Source organism: Bradyrhizobium sp. Rc2d (genome assembly GCF_900099855.1).
GTDB lineage: Bacteria > Pseudomonadota > Alphaproteobacteria > Rhizobiales > Xanthobacteraceae > Bradyrhizobium.
The window spans coordinates 116,502-137,784 of sequence record NZ_FNCU01000021.1; the positions used below are offsets into that span (position 1 = coordinate 116,502).

Sequence of the window (21,283 nt, forward strand, 5' to 3'; positions counted from 1 at the left end):
CCAGCGCACGGTAAGGCGGGAGCCCCCATGTTCAGGACCGTAAGGTGCCGCTATCCGGCGCCAAATGAATTTCAAGGCCCTGGAGATCTCTGCATGACCGACCGTCCCGACCTCTCGAATCTTCCGTCCTACCGGCAGCCGCGCCGGTCGGTGTTCTCCGCGCGCAAGATCGCGCTGATGGCCTCGGTCGTCGCCGGTCTCGGCGCGGCCGCCTATGGCTTCAGCCCGTCGACCTCGCCGGCGGACCTGTTCTCCAGCCCGGCGCATGCGCAGGTCAACCAAGAGGTTCGGAAGGTCGAGCGTCCGATCGGCTTCGCCGACATCGTCGAGCGCGTGAAGCCGTCGGTGATCTCGGTGAAGGTCAACATCAAGGAGAAGACCGCGAGCAACGATGACGGCGATGATTCCTCCTCGCCGTTCCAGCCGGGCTCGCCGATGGAGCGCTTCTTCCGCCGCTTCGGCGGTCCGGATGGTTTCCCGGGCCTGAAGGGCGGCCGTGGCCGCGTCGTGCAGGGCCAGGGCTCCGGCTTCTTCATCTCGCCCGACGGCTATGCCGTGACCAACAACCACGTGGTCGACGGCGCCGACAAGGTCGAGGTCACCACCGACGAGGGCAAGACCTACACTGCCAAGGTGATCGGCACCGACCAGCGCACCGACCTCGCCCTGATCAAGGTCGAGGGCAGCTCGAACTTCCCGTTCGCCAAGCTTGCGGATAGCAAGCCGCGGATCGGCGACTGGGTGCTCGCGGTCGGCAACCCCTTCGGTCTCGGCGGCACCGTGACTGCGGGCATCGTCTCGGCCAGCGGCCGCGACATCGGCAACGGTCCCTATGATGATTTCATCCAGATCGATGCGCCCGTGAACAAGGGCAATTCGGGCGGTCCGGCCTTCGACACCAACGGCGAGGTGATGGGCGTCAACACCGCGATCTACTCGCCCTCGGGCGGCAGCGTCGGCATCGCGTTCTCGATTCCCGCCAACACCGTCAAGAGCGTGGTGGCCCAGCTCAAGGACAAGGGCTCGGTCAGCCGCGGTTGGATCGGCGTGCAGATCCAGCCGGTGACGTCTGACATCGCCGACAGCCTCGGCATGAAGAAGGCCGAAGGCGCGCTGGTGGCTGAGCCGCAGGCGAACGGTCCGGCCGCCAAGGCCGGCATCGAGTCCGGTGACGTGATCACCTCGGTCAACGGTGAATCCGTCAAGGATGCCCGCGAGCTCGCCCGCACCATCGGCGGCATGGCACCCGGCGCGACCGTGAAGCTCAACGTGCTGCACAAGGGCCAGGACAAGGTCGTGAACCTCACCCTCGGCCAGCTGCCGAACACGATCGAGGCCAAGGCCGACAACGACAATGACAAAGGCAAGGGTGCGAGCCGCGGCACCGACGTTCCCAAGCTCGGCATGACCGTTGCGCCCGCCAATTCCGTGGCCGGTGCCGGCAAGGAAGGCGTCGTGGTCACCGAAGTCGATCCGAAGAGCGCCGCGGCCGAACGCGGCTTCAAGGAAGGCGACGTGATTCTCGAAGTTGGCGGCAAGAGCGTGAGCACCGCCGGCGAAGTCCGCGACGCCATCAACACGGCGCGGACCGACAACAAGAACAGCGTCCTGATGCGCGTCAAGAGCGGCGGCCAGTCGCGCTTCGTCGCCGTGCCCATCGCCAAGGGCTAACAAGGGCTGAAGCCTCAGGAGGCCTACCAGATGAAGGGTGTCGCCGGCATCAGTCGCCCCCGCCGCCGGCGCCCTTCGGGGGAGCAGCGCAACGTTTGCTTCCCTCATCTACCTTCCGGTGGAATTACGCCCCCCTCCGTCGGAAGGCCTAGGGCGGTGAAGTCCCCCCAGCTTCACCGCCCGCCTTTTCCCGATCCGAGATCGTTCCGCTTCGGCTTGCATGCGATTGCCGCTCGCGCCATGTTTAGAGAAGGTTCACACCCTTGACCGCCGCCGAACGCACGATGCGCCTCCTCATCATCGAAGACGACCGCGAATCCGCCGACTATCTCGTGAAGGCGTTTCGCGAAGTCGGACACATTGCCGATCACGCCGCCGACGGCGAGGAAGGCCTCGCCATGGCCGAGAACGGCGATTACGATGTGCTGGTGGTCGACCGCATGCTGCCCAAGCGCGACGGCCTGTCGCTGATCGGTGGGCTGCGCGAGAAGGGCACCACCACGCCGGTGCTGATTCTCTCCGCGCTGGGGCAGGTCGACGACCGCATCAAGGGCCTGCGCGCCGGCGGCGACGATTATCTGCCAAAGCCCTATTCCTTCGCCGAACTGCTGGCCCGCGTGGAGGTGCTGTCGCGCCGCCGCGGCGGCCCGGCCGAGGACACGCTCTACCGCGTCGGCGATCTCGAGCTCGATAGGCTGTCCCACCGCGTCGCCCGCGGCAAGGACGAGCTGACGCTCCAGCCGCGCGAATTCCGCCTGCTCGAATACCTCATGAAGCACGCCGGCCAGGTGGTGACGCGCACCATGCTGCTCGAGAACGTCTGGGACTATCATTTCGATCCGCAGACCAACGTGATCGACGTGCACATTTCGCGGCTCCGCTCCAAGATCGACAAGGGTTTCGAGCGCCCGCTGCTGCACACGATCCGGGGCGCGGGGTACATGATCCGTGACGGCATTCGGTAAACTCGTCCGCACCACGGCGTTCCGGCTGACGCTGGTCTATCTGCTGCTGTTCGCGATGTTCGCGGCCTCGCTGCTCGGCTATTTCGCCTGGAATACGCGGCGACTGATCACCGAGGAGATCACGCAGACGGTGAATGCCGAGACCTCGGAGATGAACGAGATCTACGGCCGTGGCGGCATGTTTCGCCTGGTGCGGACGATCGAATATCGGGCGCTGCGCCCGGGCGCGAACCTCTACCTCGTGACTACGCCGACCGGGCAGGCGATCGCCGGCAATGTCGGCTCGCTCGCGCCCGGCGTGATGGCGACGCGCGGCTGGTCGGAGACCGCCTATCGGCGGATCGAGGATGCCGATGAGCGCGACCATCGCGCGCTCGTTCGCGTCACCGAATTGGAGAACGGCTTCCGCCTCCTGATCGGCCGCGACCTCGACGAGAGGCGTCGCCTGTTCGGCATCGTCGCCAAGGCCGCACAATGGTCGATCCTGATCGTCGTGGTGCTCGGCCTCGGCGGCGGCATCTTCGTGGCGCGACGTGTCTTGACGCGCATCGACGCGATGAGCGGTACGGCGCATCGCATCATGATCGGCGATCTCAGTGAACGCCTGCCGGTAGGGCGCAGCGGCGACGAGCTCGACCGCCTCGCCGAAAACCTCAACGCCATGCTGGAGCGGATCGAGGCGCTGATGGCGGGGCTGAAGGAAGTCTCGGACAACATCGCGCACGACCTCAAGACGCCGCTGACGCGCTTGCGCAACCGCGCCGAGGAGGCCCTGGCGAAATCGGGCTGCGAGGCGGACTACCGCGCTGCGCTGGAGCGCACCATCGAGGAATCCGACGGGTTGATCCGCACCTTCAACGCGCTCTTGATGATCGCGCGTGCCGAGTCCGGGCAGGCGCGCGGCAACATGGACGATTTCGACGCGGCCGAGGTCGCGGGTGGCATCCATGAGCTCTACGAACCACTTGCCGAAGATGACGGCATGACCCTGAAGGTCAAGGCCGAGCCGACGCCGGTTCACGCCAATCGCGAACTGATCAGTCAGGCGCTCGCCAATCTCGTCGAGAACGCGATCAAATACGGCAAGCCGGCGGCTCAGGCCGCGGGAACTGTGGTCAGCATGGACGCCAGGCAAATCACGATCGAGGCGAGGCGCGAAGGCGACCAGGTGCTGCTCAGCGTCACCGACCGTGGTCCGGGGATCCCCGAAGCGGATCGCAAGCACGTCGTCGAGCGATTCGTGCGGCTGGAGGCCAGCCGCACGCTGCCAGGCTCCGGCCTCGGCCTCAGCCTTGCCTCGGCGGTTGCGACATTGCATGGCGGCGAATTGCGCTTGGGCGATGCCCATCCCGGTCTCGTCGCCACGCTGGTGCTGCCGGCGCGCGCGGGCGCCGGCAGCAGGGTTGCTCCGCCAATACAGGATGTGCCACAGAAGGTGGCATGAACCACTCCGCGCCGGGAAACGCGGACCAGCATGGTGAGAGTCTCGCGGCACGCTTCGCCGAGGCTCCCTATGTTGCCGCTTCCACAACCGACGAAAGACGTTTTGGGAATTGGCTGGCCGAGCTCGAGCCGGCGCAATCGGCCCGTCTCGAATCCCTGCTGGTTCACCCCTTCGCCCGGGATATTTTGACCGGCATCGCGGAATTCTCGCCCTATCTGTTCGATCTGGTGCGCGCCGATCCCCTGCGCCTGATCCGGCTGCTCGAATGCGATCCGGATGTGCATCTGGCCGCGCTGATGGCGGAAGCGAGGGGGGCGGTGCTCGCGGCGCCGGATGAGCCCGAGGTGATGCGCCTGCTTCGCCGCATGAAGGCGGAGGCAGCGCTGCTGACCGCGCTGTGCGATATCGGCGGCGTCTGGCCGGTGATGCGGGTGACGGCGGCGCTGACTGATGTCGCGGTGTTCTCGGTCCAGGCGGCGCTCCAATACCTGCTGCGACAGGAAGCCGCACGCGGCAAGCTCTCACCGCCCGATCCCGAGACGCCCGAACAAGGCTGCGGACTGATCGTGCTCGCGATGGGCAAGATGGGTGCGGGCGAGCTGAACTATTCCAGCGACATCGATCTCATCGTGTTCTTCGATCCCGATGCGACGACGCTCGCGCCCGATATCGAGCCGCAGCCGTTCTTCGTCCGCGTCACGCAAGGCATGGCGCGCATCCTCCAGCAGCGCACCTATGATGGTTATGTGTTTCGCGTCGATCTGCGCCTGCGGCCCGATCCGTCCTCGACGCAGGTAGCAATCTCCCGTGACGCCGCGCTGAACTATTACGAGCGGGAAGGGCGCACCTGGGAGCGCGCCGCGATGATCAAGGCGCGCGCCTGCGCCGGCGATGCCAACGCGGGTGAAGCGCTTCTGGCGGAGATCGCGCCCTTTGTCTGGCGCAAGCATCTCGACTTCGCCGCGCTCGCCGACGTGCATGACATGAAGCGGCAGATGCAGACCTATCGCGGCCAGAGCGAGGTCGCCGTCGAAGGCCACAACGTCAAGGTCGGGCGCGGCGGTATCCGCGAGATCGAGTTCTTCGCGCAGACGCAGCAGTTGATCGCGGGCGGCCGCCATCCGGAATTGCGGGTGCGGCCGACACTCAAAGCGCTCGATGTGCTCGCCTCCAGCAACTGGATCACATTCGCGGCGCGCGACGAGCTCACCACGGCCTACGAATTCCTGCGCCGGGTCGAGCATCGTCTGCAGATGATCGCCGACGAGCAGACCCATACGCTGCCCGAGGACAAGGAAGCCGTCGAGCGCTTCGCCTGGTTCTTCGGCTATCCGGATCGGGAGGCCTTTGCACGCGACCTGTTGCGGCAGCTCGAAATCGTTCAGGGACACTACGAAAAACTGTTCGAGGGCGACGATCCGACCGGGACCGACAAACTGCTGCCGACGCTCGACTACAGTGCCGGTCCCGACGATCCGCGCCTGCTTCAGCATCTGGTGACGCTCGGCTTCAAGAAGCCGGCTGCCGTCGCGCAGACGGTGCGCGACTGGATCACCGGCGATTATCGCGTGTTTCGCAATGAGGCGACGCGCAGCGCCTTCATCGAGTTCGTGCCGGCCCTGATCGACAGTCTTGCCCATGCCGAGGAACCGGATCGCGCGGTGGTGGCGTTCGATCAGTTCCTGGGAGCGCTCCAGCGCGGCGGCCGGCTGATCACGCTGCTCGGCCAGAACCGTGAGCTCGTCGCGCTGGTGGCGCTGGTGCTGGGCGCGGCGCCCCGGCTCGGCGAGATGCTGGCGCGGCAGCCGCAGCTCATGGACGGTCTGATCGATCCGCGCTTCTTCGGCGCCATGCCCGACAGGCTGGAATTGTCGGGACGGCTTGCGACGACCGTGCAGGACGCGGGCTCATACGAGGAGTTCCTCGATCGCCTGCGCCTGTTCGGGCAGGAGAGCCTGTTCCTGATCGGCACGCGCATCCTGTCCGGCACGGTCTCGGCGCAGCAGGCGAGCACCGCTTTTGCCGACGTCGCCGAAGGCATCGTCCACACCGTGCATGGCCTTGTCGCCGATCGCTTTGCCGCCCAGCATGGCCGCATCAGGGATCAGCAGACCGCGATCATCGCGATGGGCCGGCTCGGCAGCCGGGAGATGACCGCCTCCTCCGATCTCGACCTGATCCTGCTCTACGATTTTGACAGCGACAATCCGGACTCTGACGGTGCGAAATCGCTGCAGGGTGCCCACTATTTCGCCCGCTTCACCCAGCGCCTGATCAGCGCCTTCACGACCCGCACCAATTACGGCGTGCTCTATGAGATCGACATGCGGCTGCGTCCGTCGGGACGCGCCGGTCCCGTGGCCTCGAGCCTCACTTCGTTCGCGGACTACCAGGCCAACGAGGCCTGGACCTGGGAGCACATGGCGCTGACGCGCGCCCGCGTGGTCTCGGCGTCGCCTGAATTCCGCGAACGGATCGAGCGCGTCATCCGCGACGTCCTGACCCGCCGCCGCGATCCCGCAATCACCACCCACGATGTTGCCGACATGCGGCGCGCGATCGCCCAGGAGAAGGGCGAGGCCGATTGCTGGGATCTCAAACATGCCGCCGGCGGCATGGTCGATATCGATTTCATTGCACAATACCTCCAGCTCGTGCATGCCCACGACAAGCCGGAGATCCTCGACGTCAGCACCCTGCAGGTACTGGAAAATGCATGCAGGCTCGGCGTGCTCGCGCAATCGGAGACCGAGATATTGCGTGCCGCGGCGCGGCTCTATCACGACCTGACGCAGATCTTGCGGCTTTGCGTCAGCGAGCGCTTCAAGCCGGAAACAGCCGGCACCGACCTCCTGCGCGTGATGGCGCGCGCTGGCGACGCGCCGGACTTCTCGTCGCTGGAGGCGCGTGTGAAGGAAACGCAGAGCGAGGTGCGGCGCGTGTTCAGGACTCTGCTGGAAGGGACGTCGCCTGCTTCAGCGAGGTGAGGGCCTCGCGCACATCAGGCTCCAGGCCCGCGCCGCCCGCATCGAGATGGACGAAGATCGCGCGCTTCATGCGGGGGTCCCAGAATTTCTTGATGTGTTCGGCAATGCCAGGCACGGCTTTGTCATGGCCCTGGCTCTGGAAGAACTTGCCGATCTGGTTGGCCATGTAGATCAGGCGGTCAGGCGACATCGGCAACCTCCGTGGCATGGCGGGCCACGACCCGGTCACCATGCGAAAACACTTCGAACCCGTCCTGGCGGGCAATGGCAATCAGTGTGATGCCGGCGGCTTCCGCCGTGCGTACCGCGAGCGCGGTCGGCGCGGACACGGCGACCATCACGGGGGCGCCGATCGCGGCCGTCTTCTGTACCATCTCCACCGAGACGCGGCTCGTCAGCAGCACCATGCCGCCGCACGCATCCGTGCGGCTGCGCGCTAGCGCCCCGGCGAGCTTGTCCAGCGCGTTGTGGCGGCCGACATCCTCGCGCAGCGCGACGATGCCCCCGGCGGCGGACCAGAACGCGGCGGCGTGAACGGCGCGGGTTTGCAGATTGATCGATTGCAACGGCGCGATGGCCTGCATCGCCGCCATGATTTCATCCGGCGCAAAGCTCTGCCCCTGCGGCACCACGGCCGCCGGCCGTACCGCCTCGGCAATGGACTCGATGCCGCAGATGCCGCAGCCGGTCGGGCCCGCGATGTGGCGACGACGCTCGCTGATGCGCGCGGCGTCTTCCGATGCCAGCCACATGCGCAGCTCGATGCCGTCGTCGAGGCGGACCACTTCGAGCGAGCGAATGTCGTCGGCCGATCCGACGATGCCTTCGCTCACGCTGAAGCCGACCGCAAAATCTTCCAGATTCTGCGGTGTCCCCATCATGACAGCGTAGGTGCCGCCATTATAGGTCAGCGCCAGCGGCGTCTCCTCCGGGATCAGCCGCGCGCCTTCGGACGCGGCACCGTCGCGCCAGCTGTTGCGGTCGATGGCCTGGACCGGCACGTGCATCCCTCTACTCCGCAGCCTCGGCCGGCACGATGCGGCGGGACTGCCGCGCCTGCGCGTCATAAGCCTTCTGCCAGTCCGACGGGCCGTTCGAGGGCGAGACCTGCACCGCCGTGACCTTGTATTCAGGGCAGTTGGTGGCCCAGTCCGAATAGTCGGTGGTGATGACGTTGGCCTGCGTGTCCGGGTGGTGGAACGTGGTGTAGACGACACCGGGCGCGACGCGGTCGGTGATCTCCGCGCGCAGCGTGGTCTCGCCGGCGCGGCTCTTCAGGCGTACCCAGTCGCCGTCGCGCACGCCGCGCTGCTCGGCATCGTGCGGATGGATCTCGAGGCGATCCTCGGCATGCCAGACCACGTTGTCGGTGCGCCGGGTCTGCGCGCCGACGTTGTACTGGCTGAGGATGCGGCCCGTGGTGAGCAGCAGCGGATAGCGCGGGCCGGTGCGCTCGTCGGTCGCGACATATTCGGTGACGACGAACTTGCCCTTGCCGCGGACGAAGCCATCGATATGCATCACCGGCGTGCCCTCCGGCGCCTTCTCGTTGCAGGGCCACTGCACCGAGCCGAGCTCGTCGAGCTTGGCGTAGGAGACACCGGCGAAGGTCGGGGTCAGCGCCGCGATCTCGTCCATGATCTCGGAGGGATGGCTGTAGCTCATCTCGAAGCCCATGGCCTTGGCAAGGCCGATGGTGACCTCCCAATCAGCCATGCCGTTCTTCGGGGTCATCACCTTGCGCACGCGCTGGATGCGGCGCTCGGCGTTGGTGAAGGTGCCGTCCTTTTCGAGGAAGCTCGAGCCGGGCAGGAAGACGTGCGCGTAGTTCGCGGTCTCATTCAGGAAGAGATCATGGACGATGACGCATTCCATCGCCGACAGCGCCGCCACCACGTGCGAGGTGTTGGGATCGGACTGGAGGATGTCCTCGCCCTGCACGTAGATTCCCATGAACGTGCCTTCGACCGCGGCATCGAACATGTTGGGGATGCGCAGGCCCGGCTCCGGGTTGAGCTTGACGTTCCACAGCGCCTCGAACTGGTCACGCACGGCATCGCCCGAGATGTGGCGGTAGCCGGGCAACTCGTGCGGGAACGAGCCCATGTCGCAGGAGCCCTGCACGTTGTTCTGGCCGCGCAGCGGGTTCACGCCGACGCCGGGGCGGCCGATATTGCCTGTTGCCATCGCGAGGTTGGCGATCGCGATCACGGTGGTCGAGCCCTGGCTGTGCTCGGTGACCCCGAGCCCGTAATAGATCGCGCCGTTGCCGCCGGTGGCGTAGATGCGGGCAGCCTCGCGCAGCGCCTTGGGATCGACACCGGTGAGGATCGCGGTGGCTTCCGGGCTGTTCTTGGGCTGGGCGACGAAGGCGGCCCATTCCTCGAACTCGCTCCAGTCGCAGCGCTCGCGCACGAAGGCTTCGTTGACGAGGCCTTCGGTGACGATGACATGCGCCAGCGCGGTCATGACAGCGACGTTGGTGCCGGGCATCAAGGGCAGGTGCAGCGCCTTCACGTGCGGCGATTCCACCATCTCGGTGCGGCGCGGATCGATCACGATCAGCTTGGCGCCCTGGCGCAGCCGCTTCTTCAGCCGCGAGGCGAACACCGGGTGCGCCGAGGCGGGGTTGGCGCCGATGATGAGCACGACGTCGGTGTCTTCCACGGAGTCGAAATCTTGCGTGCCGGCGGAGGTGCCGAAGGTGGTGGCGAGGCCGTAGCCGGTCGGGGAGTGACAGACGCGGGCGCAGGTATCGACATTGTTGTTGCCGAAGCCGGCGCGGATCAGCTTCTGCACCAGATAGGTCTCTTCATTGGTGCAGCGCGACGAGGTGATGCCGCCGATAGCGTCGCGGCCGTATTTCTTCTGGATGCCGCGCATCTTCGTGGCGGCGAACGAGAATGCCTCGTCCCACGACACTTCGCGCCAGGGATCCTCGATCCGCTCGCGGATCATGGGCTTGAGAATGCGCTCCTTGTGGTTGGTGTAGCCCCAGGCGAAGCGGCCCTTGACGCAGGAATGGCCGCGGTTGGCCTTGCCGTCCTTGTACGGCACCATGCGTACGACTTCCTCGCCGCGCATCTCGGCCTTGAAGGCGCAGCCGACGCCGCAATAGGCGCAGGTGGTGACGACGGAGTGCTCGGGCTGGCCGATCTCGATCACCGACTTCTCGGTGAGCGTCGCGGTCGGGCAGGCTTGCACGCAGGCGCCGCAGGAGACGCATTCGGAACCGAGGAAGCTCTCGCTCATGCCCGGCGAGACGCGGCTGTCGAAGCCGCGACCCGAGATCGTCAGCGCGAAGGTGCCTTGCACCTCTTCGCAGGCGCGGACGCAGCGCGAGCAGACGATGCACTTGGAGGGATCGTAGGTGAAGTACGGGTTGGACTCGTCCTTCGGCATCCAGTGGTCGTTGGTGCAGCCATCCGTCTTGGCGAAGACGTGGTTCTCGCCCTCATAGCCGTAGCGCACGTCGCGCAGGCCGACGGCGCCGGCCATGTCCTGCAATTCGCAATCGCCGTTGGCGCCGCAGGTGAGGCAGTCGAGCGGATGGTCGGAGATGTAGAGCTCCATCACGCCCTTGCGCAGCTGCTTCAGCCGCTCGGTCTGGGTGTGCACGACGAGGCCGTTCATCGCCGGCGTGGTGCAGGAGGCCGGCGTGCCGGCGCGCCCCTCGATCTCGACCAGGCAGAGACGGCAGGAACCGAACGCGTCGACCATATCGGTGGCGCAGAGTTTGGGAATCTGGTGGCCCGCGTCCATCGCGGCGCGCATGATCGAGGTGCCCTCGGGCACCGAAATCTGCTTGCCGTCGATGGTCAGCGTCACCATCGTTTCCGATTTCGAGCGCGGCGTGCCGAAGTCGATTTCTTCGATCAGAGACATTGTCGTTCTCCTATTCCGCGGCCTGAAGCGTGGTCGGCGCCGGGACGAAATCCTCCCGGAAGTGCTTCAATGCGCTGAGCACGGGATAGGGCGTGAAGCCGCCGAGCGCGCAGAGCGAGCCGAATTTCATGGTGTTGCAGAGGTCTTCGACGAGGGCGAGGTTCTCGCTCACGCGCTCGCCGTTGATGATCCTCTCGATGGTCTCGACGCCCCGGGTCGAGCCGATCCGGCAGGGCGTGCACTTGCCGCAGGATTCGATGGCGCAGAACTCCATGGCGAAGCGCGCCTGCCTGCGCATGTCGACGCTGTCGTCGAACACGACGATGCCGCCATGGCCGATCAGGCCGTCGCGCGCGGCAAAGGCCTCGTAGTCGAACGGTGTGTCGAACAGCGCGCGGGGAAAATAGGCGCCGAGCGGACCGCCGACCTGCACGGCACGGACCGGACGGCCCGTGAACGTGCCGCCTCCGATATCGTCGACGAGATCGCCGAGCGTCACGCCGAACGCGGTCTCGAACAGGCCGCCATAGCGGATGTTGCCGGCGAGCTGGATCGGCATCGTGCCGCGGGAGCGGCCCATGCCGAAATCCGCATAGGCCTTGGCGCCCTCGGCGAGGATGAAGGGGATGGCGGCGAACGACAGCACGTTGTTGATGACGGTCGGCTTGCCGAACAGGCCGTGATGCGCCGGCAGCGGCGGCTTGGCGCGCACGATGCCGCGGCGGCCTTCGAGGCTTTCCAGCAGCGAAGTCTCCTCGCCGCAAACGTAAGCGCCGGCGCCGACGCGCACTTCGAGATCGAAGGCTTGCTTCGAGCCGCCGATGTTCGCGCCGAGATAGCCGCCGCGCTTCGCCGCCGTAATGGCGGCGTTCATCGCCTCGACCGCGTGCGGATATTCGCTGCGGATGTAGATGTAGCCCTTGGTCGCGCCGACGGTGATGCCGGCGATCGTCATGCCCTCGATGACGAGGAAGGGATCGCCTTCCATGATCATGCGGTCGGCGAAGGTGCCGCTGTCGCCTTCGTCGGCGTTGCAGACGATGAATTTGCGGTCGGCCTTGGCCTGCGCGACCGTCTTCCATTTGATGCCGGTCGGAAAGCCCGCGCCGCCGCGGCCGCGCAGGCCGGACGCGGTCACTTCATTCAGGATCGCATCCGCGCCGAGCGACAGCGCGTGCGCCAGGCCCTTGTAGCCGCCATGGGCGCGGTAGTCGTCGAGTGAGCGCGGATCGATCACGCCGCAGCGGGCGAAGGTGAGGCGGGTCTGCCGCTTCAGCCAGGAGATCTCGTCGGTGGCCCCCAGCCGCAGCAGATGCGGCGTGTTGCTGGCGAGCGCATCGAGCAGGGAGGGCACGTCGGTCTCGCTGACCGGGCCGAAGGCGATGCGGCCCTGCGGTGTCGCGACCTCGACCAGCGGCTCCAGCCAGTACAGGCCGCGCGAGCCGGTCCTGATAATCTCGATCGCAATGCCGCGCTTGGCCGCAGCCTGCTCCAGCGCCAGCGCGACGTCGTCGGCGCCGACGGCTACCGCACCGGCATCACGTGAGACGTAGAGACGCATGCTCATCGCTGCGCCTCCGCAACCAGCTCATCGAGGCGCTTCTGGTCGAGCCGGCCAATGAGGCGGCCATCCAGCATCGCGGACGGGGCGGTCGCGCACAGGCCGAGGCAGTAGATCGGCTCCAGCGTGACGCGATCGTCGGCCGTGGTGTTGCCGAGCGCCACGCCGAGCTTCGCCTCGGCGCGCGCCGCCAGCGCATCGCCGCCGGCGGCCTGGCAGGCTTCAGCGCGGCAGAGCTTCAGCACATGGCGACCGGCCGGCTTGTGCCGGAAATCATGGTAGAACGTGAACACGCCGTGCACTTCGGCGCGTGACAGATTCAGCGCCTGCGCCACCATGGGGATGGCGGCCTCCGGCACATAGCCGAACGCCTCTTGAAGAGCATGCAGGATGACGAGCGTCGCGCCTTCCTGCTGAGCATGTTCGGCGATGATCTCGGCGCCGCGCGTCTCGTCCCAATCATAAACCGCTGTCATTCTTCGTTCTCAACCTGAGCGTTTCTTCCGCCCAAACTATTTGGAATCATTCGAAGATCAATAAAGCTGTCCCGTGCTGCGATTGCGAACTCCGATCGATTGGCAAGTACGATCGGTCGATCTGAAAATGCAATTATGGGTGTTCTGCCCGGTGTTTTTGCGTGTTGAGAGGGGGGCGGGCGTGCTAGCTTGCATGCCACGACAGAACTCGAGGGGACGACCGGTTGATCGACAAGCTTGAACTATTGCTGGCGCTGGCGAAGGAGCGGCATTTCGGACGCGCGGCGGAGGTCTGCGGCGTGACGCAACCGACGATGTCGACCGGGCTCAAGCAGCTCGAGGAGATCCTCGGCGTGATGCTGGTCCAGCGCGGGTCGCGCTTCCAGGGCTTTACGCCGGAAGGCGAGCGGGCGCTGGACTGGGCGCGGCGGATCGTGGGCGATGCCCGCGCGATGCGCGACGAGATCAACGGGCTGAAACATCAGCTCTCCGGCGAGATCCGCATCGCGGCTATCCCGACCGTGCTCGGCATGGTCGCCGCGCTGACGACGCCGTTCCGCGCCAAGCATCCCGAGGTGCGCTTCCGCATCCAGTCCACCACGTCATCCGAGGTGCTGGGACTGCTCGAAAATCTCGAGGTCGATGCGGGGCTGACCTATATCGAGAATGAGCCGATCGGCAAGGTGCGGACCATTCCGCTCTACAACGAGAGCTATCGCCTGTTGACCGCGCCCGATGCGATGTTCGGTGACCGCGAGGCGGTGACCTGGACCGAGGTCGGGCAGGTGCCGCTGTGCCTGCTCACGCCCGACATGCAGAACCGCCGCATCATCGACCGCGCGCTGCGCTCGGTCGGTGCCGAGGCGACGCCGACGCTGACCTCGAACTCGCTGCTGGTGCTGTTCACGCACGTCAAGACGGGACGGTGGGCGAGCGTGATGCCGGCCAAGCTCGCCGAGACGCTCGGCCTATCCGACACGGTGCGCTCGATCCCGATCGTCGATCCCGAGGTCAATTACAGCATCGGCATGGTGATCCCGCAGCGCGATCCGATGACGCCGCTGATCGCGGCGCTGGTCAATGTCGCGCGTGAGGTCGCGCCGACGCTGCAATTGTAGAGACCTAGAGCGTGATGTGATCAGGTTTGATTGCTACAACGGAGGTGCACCCCCTCTCCCGCTTGCGCGAGAGGGTTGGGGAGAGGGTTTTTCCGCAATGGGACAATCCCCAAGAGGAGACAGCCCTCACCCGGCGCTTCGCGCCAACCTCTCCCGCAAGCGGGAGAGGTGAACGAGCCGCGGCAATCGATTCAACCTAAAGCCAGCCGGATCTACAGGAAGCTCTAAGCCGCCGCCGATATCCCGGACGCGGCCTTGATCGCGTCGCGCGGCAGCGTCACGCGCACCACCGTGCCGACATCGATCTTGGAGCGCAGCCGCATCGAGCCGCCGTGGAGCTGCGCCAGCGAGCGGGCGATGGCGAGGCCCAGTCCCGAGCCGTGATAGGTCTTGGTGAGCTGGCTCTCGACCTGCTCGAACGGGCGGCCGAGTCGCGCCAGCGAATGCGGCGCGATCCCGATGCCGGTGTCGGCGATCATCAGCACGATCCGGTCGTCGAGCTGCCGGCTGCGCACCACGACGCGTCCGCCGTCGGGCGTGAACTTCACCGCGTTGGACAGCAGGTTGACGATGATCTGCTTGGTGGCGCGGCGATCGGCGACGACGGAGATGGATTTGGCGATGTCGGCGTCGAGCGTCAGGTGCTTGTCCTGCGCCCGGCCGGTGACGACCCGCAGGGATTCCGCCAGCGTCCGCGACAGGTCCAGCTCTTCCATGTCGAGCTTCATGCGGCCGGCCTCAATCTTGGACATGTCGAGAATGTCGTTGATGACCTCGAGCAGATAATGGCCGCTGGTCAGGATGTCCTCGCAGTATTCCTGGTACTTCTCCGAGCCGAGCTCACCGAACATGCCCGAGCCCATGATCTCGGAGAAGCCGATGATGGCGTTGAGCGGCGTGCGCAGCTCGTGGCTCATATTGGCGAGGAATTTCGACTTGGTCTGGTTGGCTTCCTCGGCGCGGGTCTTCTCGCGCTGGTACTTTTCGGCGAGATCGGCGAGCTCGACCGCCTGGCGTTCGAGCGCGGCCTGCGAGCGCTTGAGGTCGATGACGGTGGCGCGCAGACGCAAATCGTTGTCGACCAGCTTCTGCTCGTGCTCCTTGATGCGGGTGATGTCGGTGCCGACCGAGACATAGCCGCCGTCCTTGGTGCGGCGCTCGCTGATGTGCAGCCAGCTGCCGTCGTCGAGCTGCGCCTCGAAGGTACGCGCGCCAGGGCCTTGGGCAGCGGTCTCGTTGTGGCGGGTGCGCACCTCCGGCATGCGACCGACCTCGAGCACGGTCTCGTAGGAGGTGCCGGGGATCACGGCGGTGTCGGGCAGCTTGTGCAGGCGCTGGAAGTGCGAATTGCAGAGCACGAGGCGGTCGCTCGCGTCCCACAGCACGAAGGCTTCCGGAATGGTCTCGATCGCGTCGCGCAGGCGAAGATCGGCTTCCACCGTCTTCTCGGCGAGGCTCTTCTGCTCGGTGATGTCGACGGCGATCCCGATCAGGTGGACGCTGGAATCGGTCGCCCCGCGCGTTTTCTCGCAGCGGACGCGGAGCCAGATCCAATGGCCGTCGACATGCTGCATGCGGAAGGTCTGGTCGATGTGGTCGATCTTCTCGGAGATGAGGCGATCGGCGATCTCGAACAGATCGATGTCGTCGGACTTCACCAGCGCGTTGACCTCGCCGAAGGTGAGGAGCTCGTTGCGGCCGTCGAGGCCGAGCATCGAGAACATCGACTGCGACCAGAAGATCCGGCCGCGCGACAGGTCCCAGTCCCACAGGCCGCAGCGGCCGCGGTTGAGCGCGGTGTCGATGCGGCCGCGCACGGCGTCGTTGATGAGGTCGCCTTCGCGGGCGCGGGTCGATTGCCAGTGGAAGGCGAAGCCGAGGATCAGGACCACGAAGCCGGTGGTCGCCGACAGCGTCACCGAGAGCGCGGCGTCCGAGCCCCAGATCGGCTCGTTGCGTTCCTGGATCACGGTGACGAAGCCGGGCAGCGACTTGATCTGCCGCGAGGTCGCCATCGCGGCGTTGCCGTTCGGTAGCGTCATGTCGGCGATGTTGCCGTCGCGCGGCGGCGCCGCGATAAGTTGCGCCGTCGTGATCGCATCGAGCAGGCGGTCGTTGCCGGAGGGATCGCTCTCGACCGGGATGCGGGCGAGGATACGGCGGTCGATGCTGGCCGAGGTGACGATGACGTGGCGGCCCGAGGCCGTGCCCCAGGACGGAATGAGGTCAGGCAGCAGCGTCGGCAGGCTCTCGATGTTCTTGAGCCGCTCCTGCCGCACGGAGGTGAGGCGGTCGATGCGTTCGGCCAGCAAATCGGCGAGCGCCGAGATGTCGTGCCGGATCACCAGCCGCTTCTGGCGCGTCTGGTCGACGACCTGCACGAAAGCGCCGAGGCAGATCGTGATCAGGAAGGCGATGATGAGCGTCGGCACGGCGCGGCGCAGCGCTGGCTCCGCGATCAGTAGCCGGTGATAGGCAGGTTTCGCGATCGACTGCGCCAATCCCTTGATCGAATCGGATTGGACGCACGCGTTCGCGGCGTCTGCACGCGACATGCCTTCGGCCCCCTGAAAACCTGCTTGCAACTAGGCTCGAAAGCAGCCCCACGTCGCTTTCGAATCACACCGATTTGAATCCAGTTTTCGCGGGCTGTCGAGAGTCAACGAATCGTTAACGCGAAATTATTCTTATCCAACGCGCAGTTTGCGCACCGCGTGTCCGTAAATGGACGTGCGCGAGGAGTCCGAAACGAGAACGTGTGACTCCTCGCGCACTAATTCACGCACGCGGCGGCTCGGCGTGGCTGATGACGCGCTTCACGCTCGGGAACGCGCGCCGCAATGCGCGCTCGATCGCGTCGACATGCTCGTGCACCCTGATCACGCTCATCGACGGCGCGGCGCGGCAGTGGAAGTTGACGATCTCGCCGGCGTCGGTGTTGCGGACACGCACATTGTGGATGTCGTGGATCTCGCCCTCGCCGGCGAACTCGGCCAGCGCGGCGGCAATTGTCTGCACCCGTTCCGGCGAGGCGTCGACGCCGAACGGCAACTCCGGTTCCAGCGGCTCGATATGGACGTCGACCTCGACGTCCTCGCCGAATTCCTCCTGGATGTTGCGCTCCAGCGTGTTGGCGACCTCGTGGGCGGCCTCGAGCTGCATCTCGCCGTCGACCTCGAGGTCGATGCCGACGATCAGCTTGGTGCCGAGGTCGTGCACCGTGACGTGGTGGACGGCGAGGCCGGAATTGCGCGCGATCACCATGATGCGGTCGCGCACGGTCTCGTTGTTGCGCGCGACGGGGACGGCGGTGAAGGTGAGGTCGGCGTCGCCGAACGCTCTTGTGACGGCGGCTTGCGCGTTGTGCTTGATGTCCTCGACGCGGTCGATCGGATAGGTCCGCGGCACCTTTGCGATGGTGTCGATGAACATGGTCGCTCCGACCATGCGCAGGCGCAGCCGCTCGACGTCGATCACGCCGGGCACGCTGCGGATCGCGGCCGTGGCCTTCTCCTGGGCGCCCTCCGGCGCGCGGTCGACTAGCGTCTGCACGGTCGAGCCCGCCATGCGCAGGCCGAGAGCCGCGATCAGCACGGCGACGGCGGCGGCCGCGGCCGCGTCGCCCCACCAGAAGCCGAGCCCGGCGAGGACCAGGCCCACGATCACGGCAGACGAGCCCATGACGTCGGAGGCGAAATGCAGCGCGTCGGCGGCCAGCGCCTGGCTCTTGGTCTCCTGCGCGGCGCGGTGCAGCGCGCGGGCGCGCCAGAGATTGACGGCGATGTCGATCACCAGCACGACGAAGGGCACGGCCGAAATGGTCGGCGGCGGGGTTCCCTCGCGCAGCCGGCTATAGGCCTCGACCAGGATGCCGCCGGCGAGCACGTAGAGCAGGGCGGTAACGCCGAGCGCGGAGATGCTCTCCAGCTTGCCATGGCCATAATGGTGCTCCTCGTCCGCCGGCTTGTCGGACACCCGCACTACCGCCCAGGTGATGATGGTCGCGACCAGGTCGATCGAGGAATGCAGGGCTTCGGAGATCAGCGCCAGCGAGCCGATCGCGATCCCGACCACGAACTTGGCCGCCGCCATACCGCCGCTGGCGAAGATCGAGATCACGGCGACCGTGGTCTTGTTGGGCTGGGAGGTCATGGCGGGGATTTAGCAGCCCGCGGGTGAACATCAAGCCACGATCCACAGCTGTAGTCGCAAGTGACTTGCAGGAGCGAAGTCGTTGCGAATGCTTCCGAATTGAAAGCTCCCTTATGCCACTAGCTCAGTTTCGTAGGGTGGGCAAAGGCGCAAAGCGCCGTGCCCACCGACAAGTGTCTCCTAATCAAACGCTTGTGGTGGGCACGCTTCGCTTTGCCCACCCTACGAGACCGCCGATGCCTCACACCGTCACGACGATCTTCCCCAAATGCTTGTTCGCCTCCATGTGCTCGAACGCCTTGTCGATGTCGTCGAACGCGAACACCTTGTCGATCGGCAGTTGCAGTTTTCGCGCTTCCACCGCACTCCAGATATCCTTCCGAACCTCCTCAAAAATCTCGCGGACTTCCTCGATGGTGCGGGAGCGGAAGGTGACGCCGACATAGTCGATGCGGCGGGCGGCGTGCAGGTCGAAATTGAAGTCGGCATGGGTGCCGCCGAGCCGGCCGACATTGACGATGCGGCCCTTGACCTTCGCTGCAGCGAGGTTCTGGTTGGCGACCTTGCCCGAGACCTGGTCGACGATGAGATCGACGCCTTCGCCGTTCGTTGCCTTCAGGACGTCGTCGACCCATTTCGGATCGGAGCTATCGACCGCGAGATCGGCGCCGTACTCCTTCAGCCGGCCGCGGCGAGTGGCATCGGTCGACGAGCCGATCACGAGCTTTGCGCCCTTGAGCCTGGCGATCTGCATCGCCATCAACCCGACGCCGGAGCTCGCGCCCTGGATCAGCACGGTCTGGCCCGCCTGCACGCCGCCGACGGTGACGACGGCGTTGTGCATGGTCGCGAGCGCGACGGGCAGGGTGGCCGCCTCCTCGAAATTCATGTTCGAGGGCGCGTGGAACAGGCGGCCGTGATCGGCCAGCGTATATTCGGCAAACGCGGCGCCGCCCGATCCCATGATGCGATCGCCGACCCTCACGCCCTTCGCATCCGGCCCGAGCTCGGCGACTTCGCCGGCCCATTCCATGCCGAGCACCGTGCCGACGCCGCCGGCCGCGCCGTGGGTGTGACCCTTACGCATGCCGGTGTCGGCGCGGTTGAGGGCACACGCGCGGACGCGGACCAGCACCTGCGTGCCTTTAGGTTTTGGTTGAACGACGTCGGAAATCGTAGCGCCATCAGGGCCGTAGACGTAAGCCTTCATAAGTTGCTTTCTGGCATTTGACGAACTGGTTTAACCGGAGGCGGTGCTCTTCGCCTCTCCCCGCAGCGGGGCGAGGGAGCATACCTCCGCGGTGGCGGACGCCGTGTTCAAATCACATCAGCGATCACTCCGCAGCCTGCGCCGCTGCGCCTGCAATCATTCCCTCCAGCCGGCCGCGGATGATCGCCTCTGCCTCGCGAACGATGCGGGAGACCAGCTCGGCGCAGCTCGGGATGTCCTGGATCAGGCCCTGCACCTGGCCGGCCGACCAGATCCCTTCGTCCGAATTCCCCGTCGCGTAGACCATCTTGCCGCGGGCACCGGCAACGAGCTCGCGGATGTCCTCGAACTTGGCACCTTCCTTCTCCATCGCGACGACCTTGGTCGAGATCTCATTTTTCGCCACGCGTGAGGTGTTGCGCATGGTGCGGAAGATCAGCTCGGTCTCGCGCTCGTCATTGGCGACGATCTTCTCCTTGATGAGCTGGTGGATCGGGCTTTCCTTGGTGGCCATGAAGCGCGTGCCCATGTTGATGCCGTCGGCACCGAGCGCCAGCGCGGCGACGAGGCCGCGGGCGTCGGCAAAGCCGCCGGAGGCGATCATCGGGATCTTGACCTTGTTGGCGGCGGCCGGGATCAGGATCAGGCCGGGCGTGTCGTCCTCGCCGGGGTGGCCGGCGCATTCGAAGCCGTCGATCGAGATGGCGTCGACGCCCATGCGTTCGGCCGAGAGCGCGTGGCGGACGCTGGTGCATTTGTGCACGACCTTGACGCCGTGCCTTTTGAACTCGTCGACATGCTCCTGCGGCTTGTTGCCGGCGGTCTCGACCACCTTGACCCCGCTCTCGATGATGGCGGCGCGGTATTCGGCATAAGGCGGCGGCTTGATCGCGGGCAGGATGGTGAGATTGACGCCGAACGGCTTGTCGGTGAGGTCGCGGCAGCGCGCGATCTCCTTGGTCAGATCCTCCGGCGTCGGCTGGGTCAGCGCGGTGATGAAGCCGAGCGCCCCTGCGTTCGCGACCGCGGCGACCAGCTCGGCCCGCCCGACCCATTGCATGCCGCCCTGGACGATCGGATGCTCGACGCCGACGAGTTTGGTGAACCGTGTCTGCAACATGATCTGTTTCCCCCACCGGTGTGGCGATCTGTTATCGCGTGTTGGCGTCAGGATGCCGCCCGGGCCGGGAAATGTCTATTGTCGCGCCGTGCGGTGCAGGCGGGGCGATCATGCGACAGGTGAGGGGATTCCGCCGGGCGGATAATTGGGGTTTTAGATCCGTCGTCCTGAGGTGCGAGGCATGGGATGCAACGCGTCCCATGGGGAGCCTCGAAGGATGAGCGGCCACGCTGCGAGAGCCGGGCTGTCGCCCTTCGAGGCTTGCTCAGCGCCGCGATGCGCCGCAGAGCGCGCACCTCAGGGTGACGGTCAATAGATGAGTGCTCGCTGCTTCAACATCGTCATGTATGGACGGCCCCCTCTCGGCAAGGGCTTTTTGGTGCTTCAGCAAATGAATCGGGGAGCGGTCATGTATACGGCCTCGAGAAGCGGCCATTGACCGCGGGCCCTGATGGAGATCGCTGATCGAATTCCAATCATTGCGGCGCGCTGTGACGCGCGATAACGATGCGGAGTGTTTCGATCCCGGTTTCCAGACCATTTGCCATCACACCTTTAGTGCCCTTCCGATAGGCATGGAGCACGAGCGCGGCGGCTGTTGCCCCTCAACTAGGCCGCAGCCGGCGCGCTCGCGCGGTCTCGGTAGGTTTCTCCTTTGACCAGCATGGCCCAGATGATCCGGGCGGTCTTGGCG

14 protein-coding genes are annotated in these 21,283 nt (G+C 65.9%); 5 read left to right on the forward strand and 9 right to left on the reverse strand.

The annotated features are described in order from the left end of the window. The first annotated feature begins 93 nt into the window (after nucleotides 1-93). From BLV07_RS25085 to BLV07_RS25100, 4 genes are all read left to right on the forward strand, one after another. Nucleotides 94-1,671: a Do family serine endopeptidase gene (locus tag BLV07_RS25085; protein ID WP_091890982.1), complete on the forward strand. Its 1,578-nt coding sequence runs from the start codon at nucleotides 94-96 to the stop codon at nucleotides 1,669-1,671. Between the two features lie 284 nt (nucleotides 1,672-1,955). Then, on the forward strand, nucleotides 1,956-2,636 hold the full coding sequence (locus BLV07_RS25090; protein ID WP_091891039.1) for a response regulator transcription factor: 681 nt from the start codon (nucleotides 1,956-1,958) through the stop codon (nucleotides 2,634-2,636). Continuing rightward, nucleotides 2,620-4,080: a sensor histidine kinase gene (locus BLV07_RS25095; protein WP_091890985.1), complete on the forward strand. Its 1,461-nt coding sequence runs from the start codon at nucleotides 2,620-2,622 to the stop codon at nucleotides 4,078-4,080. Before BLV07_RS25090 ends, BLV07_RS25095 begins: the two co-directional genes overlap by 17 nt. Beyond that, nucleotides 4,077-7,067, forward strand: coding sequence for a bifunctional [glutamine synthetase] adenylyltransferase/[glutamine synthetase]-adenylyl-L-tyrosine phosphorylase (locus BLV07_RS25100; protein WP_091890988.1), 2,991 nt, complete (start codon nucleotides 4,077-4,079; stop codon nucleotides 7,065-7,067). Before BLV07_RS25095 ends, BLV07_RS25100 begins: the two co-directional genes overlap by 4 nt. Here BLV07_RS25100 and BLV07_RS25105 read toward each other — a convergent pair. The 5 genes from BLV07_RS25105 to BLV07_RS25125 are packed head-to-tail and all read right to left on the reverse strand — an operon-like array spanning nucleotide 7,024 to nucleotide 12,989. Continuing rightward, nucleotides 7,024-7,257 (reverse strand): formate dehydrogenase subunit delta, encoded by a 234-nt coding sequence (locus BLV07_RS25105; protein WP_176945740.1) that lies wholly within the window; start codon nucleotides 7,255-7,257, stop codon nucleotides 7,024-7,026. The genes BLV07_RS25100 and BLV07_RS25105 overlap by 44 nt on opposite strands. Continuing rightward, nucleotides 7,247-8,074, reverse strand: a complete 828-nt coding sequence (fdhD, locus tag BLV07_RS25110; RefSeq protein ID WP_091890994.1) for a formate dehydrogenase accessory sulfurtransferase FdhD — start codon at nucleotides 8,072-8,074, stop codon at nucleotides 7,247-7,249. The genes BLV07_RS25105 and fdhD overlap by 11 nt, the downstream gene beginning before the upstream one ends. A 4-nt stretch (nucleotides 8,075-8,078) precedes the next feature. Then, entirely contained in the window at nucleotides 8,079-10,952 is a 2,874-nt protein-coding gene (fdhF, locus tag BLV07_RS25115) for a formate dehydrogenase subunit alpha (protein ID WP_091890997.1), read from the reverse strand. A gap of 10 nt (nucleotides 10,953-10,962) precedes the next feature. After that, nucleotides 10,963-12,519 (reverse strand): formate dehydrogenase beta subunit, encoded by a 1,557-nt coding sequence (locus tag BLV07_RS25120; RefSeq protein ID WP_091891001.1) that lies wholly within the window; start codon nucleotides 12,517-12,519, stop codon nucleotides 10,963-10,965. Continuing rightward, nucleotides 12,516-12,989: a formate dehydrogenase subunit gamma gene (locus tag BLV07_RS25125; RefSeq protein WP_091891004.1), complete on the reverse strand. Its 474-nt coding sequence runs from the start codon at nucleotides 12,987-12,989 to the stop codon at nucleotides 12,516-12,518. Before BLV07_RS25125 ends, BLV07_RS25120 begins: the two co-directional genes overlap by 4 nt. Nucleotides 12,990-13,213: 224 nt before the next feature. Between BLV07_RS25125 and BLV07_RS25130 the strand changes: the two genes are divergently transcribed. After that, nucleotides 13,214-14,107, forward strand: a complete 894-nt coding sequence (locus tag BLV07_RS25130; RefSeq protein WP_091891006.1) for a LysR family transcriptional regulator — start codon at nucleotides 13,214-13,216, stop codon at nucleotides 14,105-14,107. 224 nt (nucleotides 14,108-14,331) lie between these two features. Here the strand turns inward: BLV07_RS25130 and BLV07_RS25135 are convergent, their stop codons facing one another. The 4 genes from BLV07_RS25135 to BLV07_RS25150 form a co-directional block, all read right to left on the reverse strand. Beyond that, on the reverse strand, nucleotides 14,332-16,662 hold the full coding sequence (locus BLV07_RS25135) for a PAS domain-containing sensor histidine kinase (RefSeq protein WP_091891008.1): 2,331 nt from the start codon (nucleotides 16,660-16,662) through the stop codon (nucleotides 14,332-14,334). A 223-nt stretch (nucleotides 16,663-16,885) separates the two neighbouring features. Then, nucleotides 16,886-18,259: a cation-efflux pump gene (locus tag BLV07_RS25140; RefSeq protein ID WP_091891011.1), complete on the reverse strand. Its 1,374-nt coding sequence runs from the start codon at nucleotides 18,257-18,259 to the stop codon at nucleotides 16,886-16,888. Between the two features lie 241 nt (nucleotides 18,260-18,500). Then, on the reverse strand, nucleotides 18,501-19,469 hold the full coding sequence (locus BLV07_RS25145; protein ID WP_091891014.1) for a zinc-binding dehydrogenase: 969 nt from the start codon (nucleotides 19,467-19,469) through the stop codon (nucleotides 18,501-18,503). Nucleotides 19,470-19,593: 124 nt separating this feature from the next. Next, complete coding sequence (locus BLV07_RS25150; RefSeq protein WP_091891017.1) at nucleotides 19,594-20,589, reverse strand: NAD(P)H-dependent flavin oxidoreductase; 996 nt, start codon at nucleotides 20,587-20,589, stop codon at nucleotides 19,594-19,596. Between the last annotated feature and the right edge of the window lie 694 nt (nucleotides 20,590-21,283).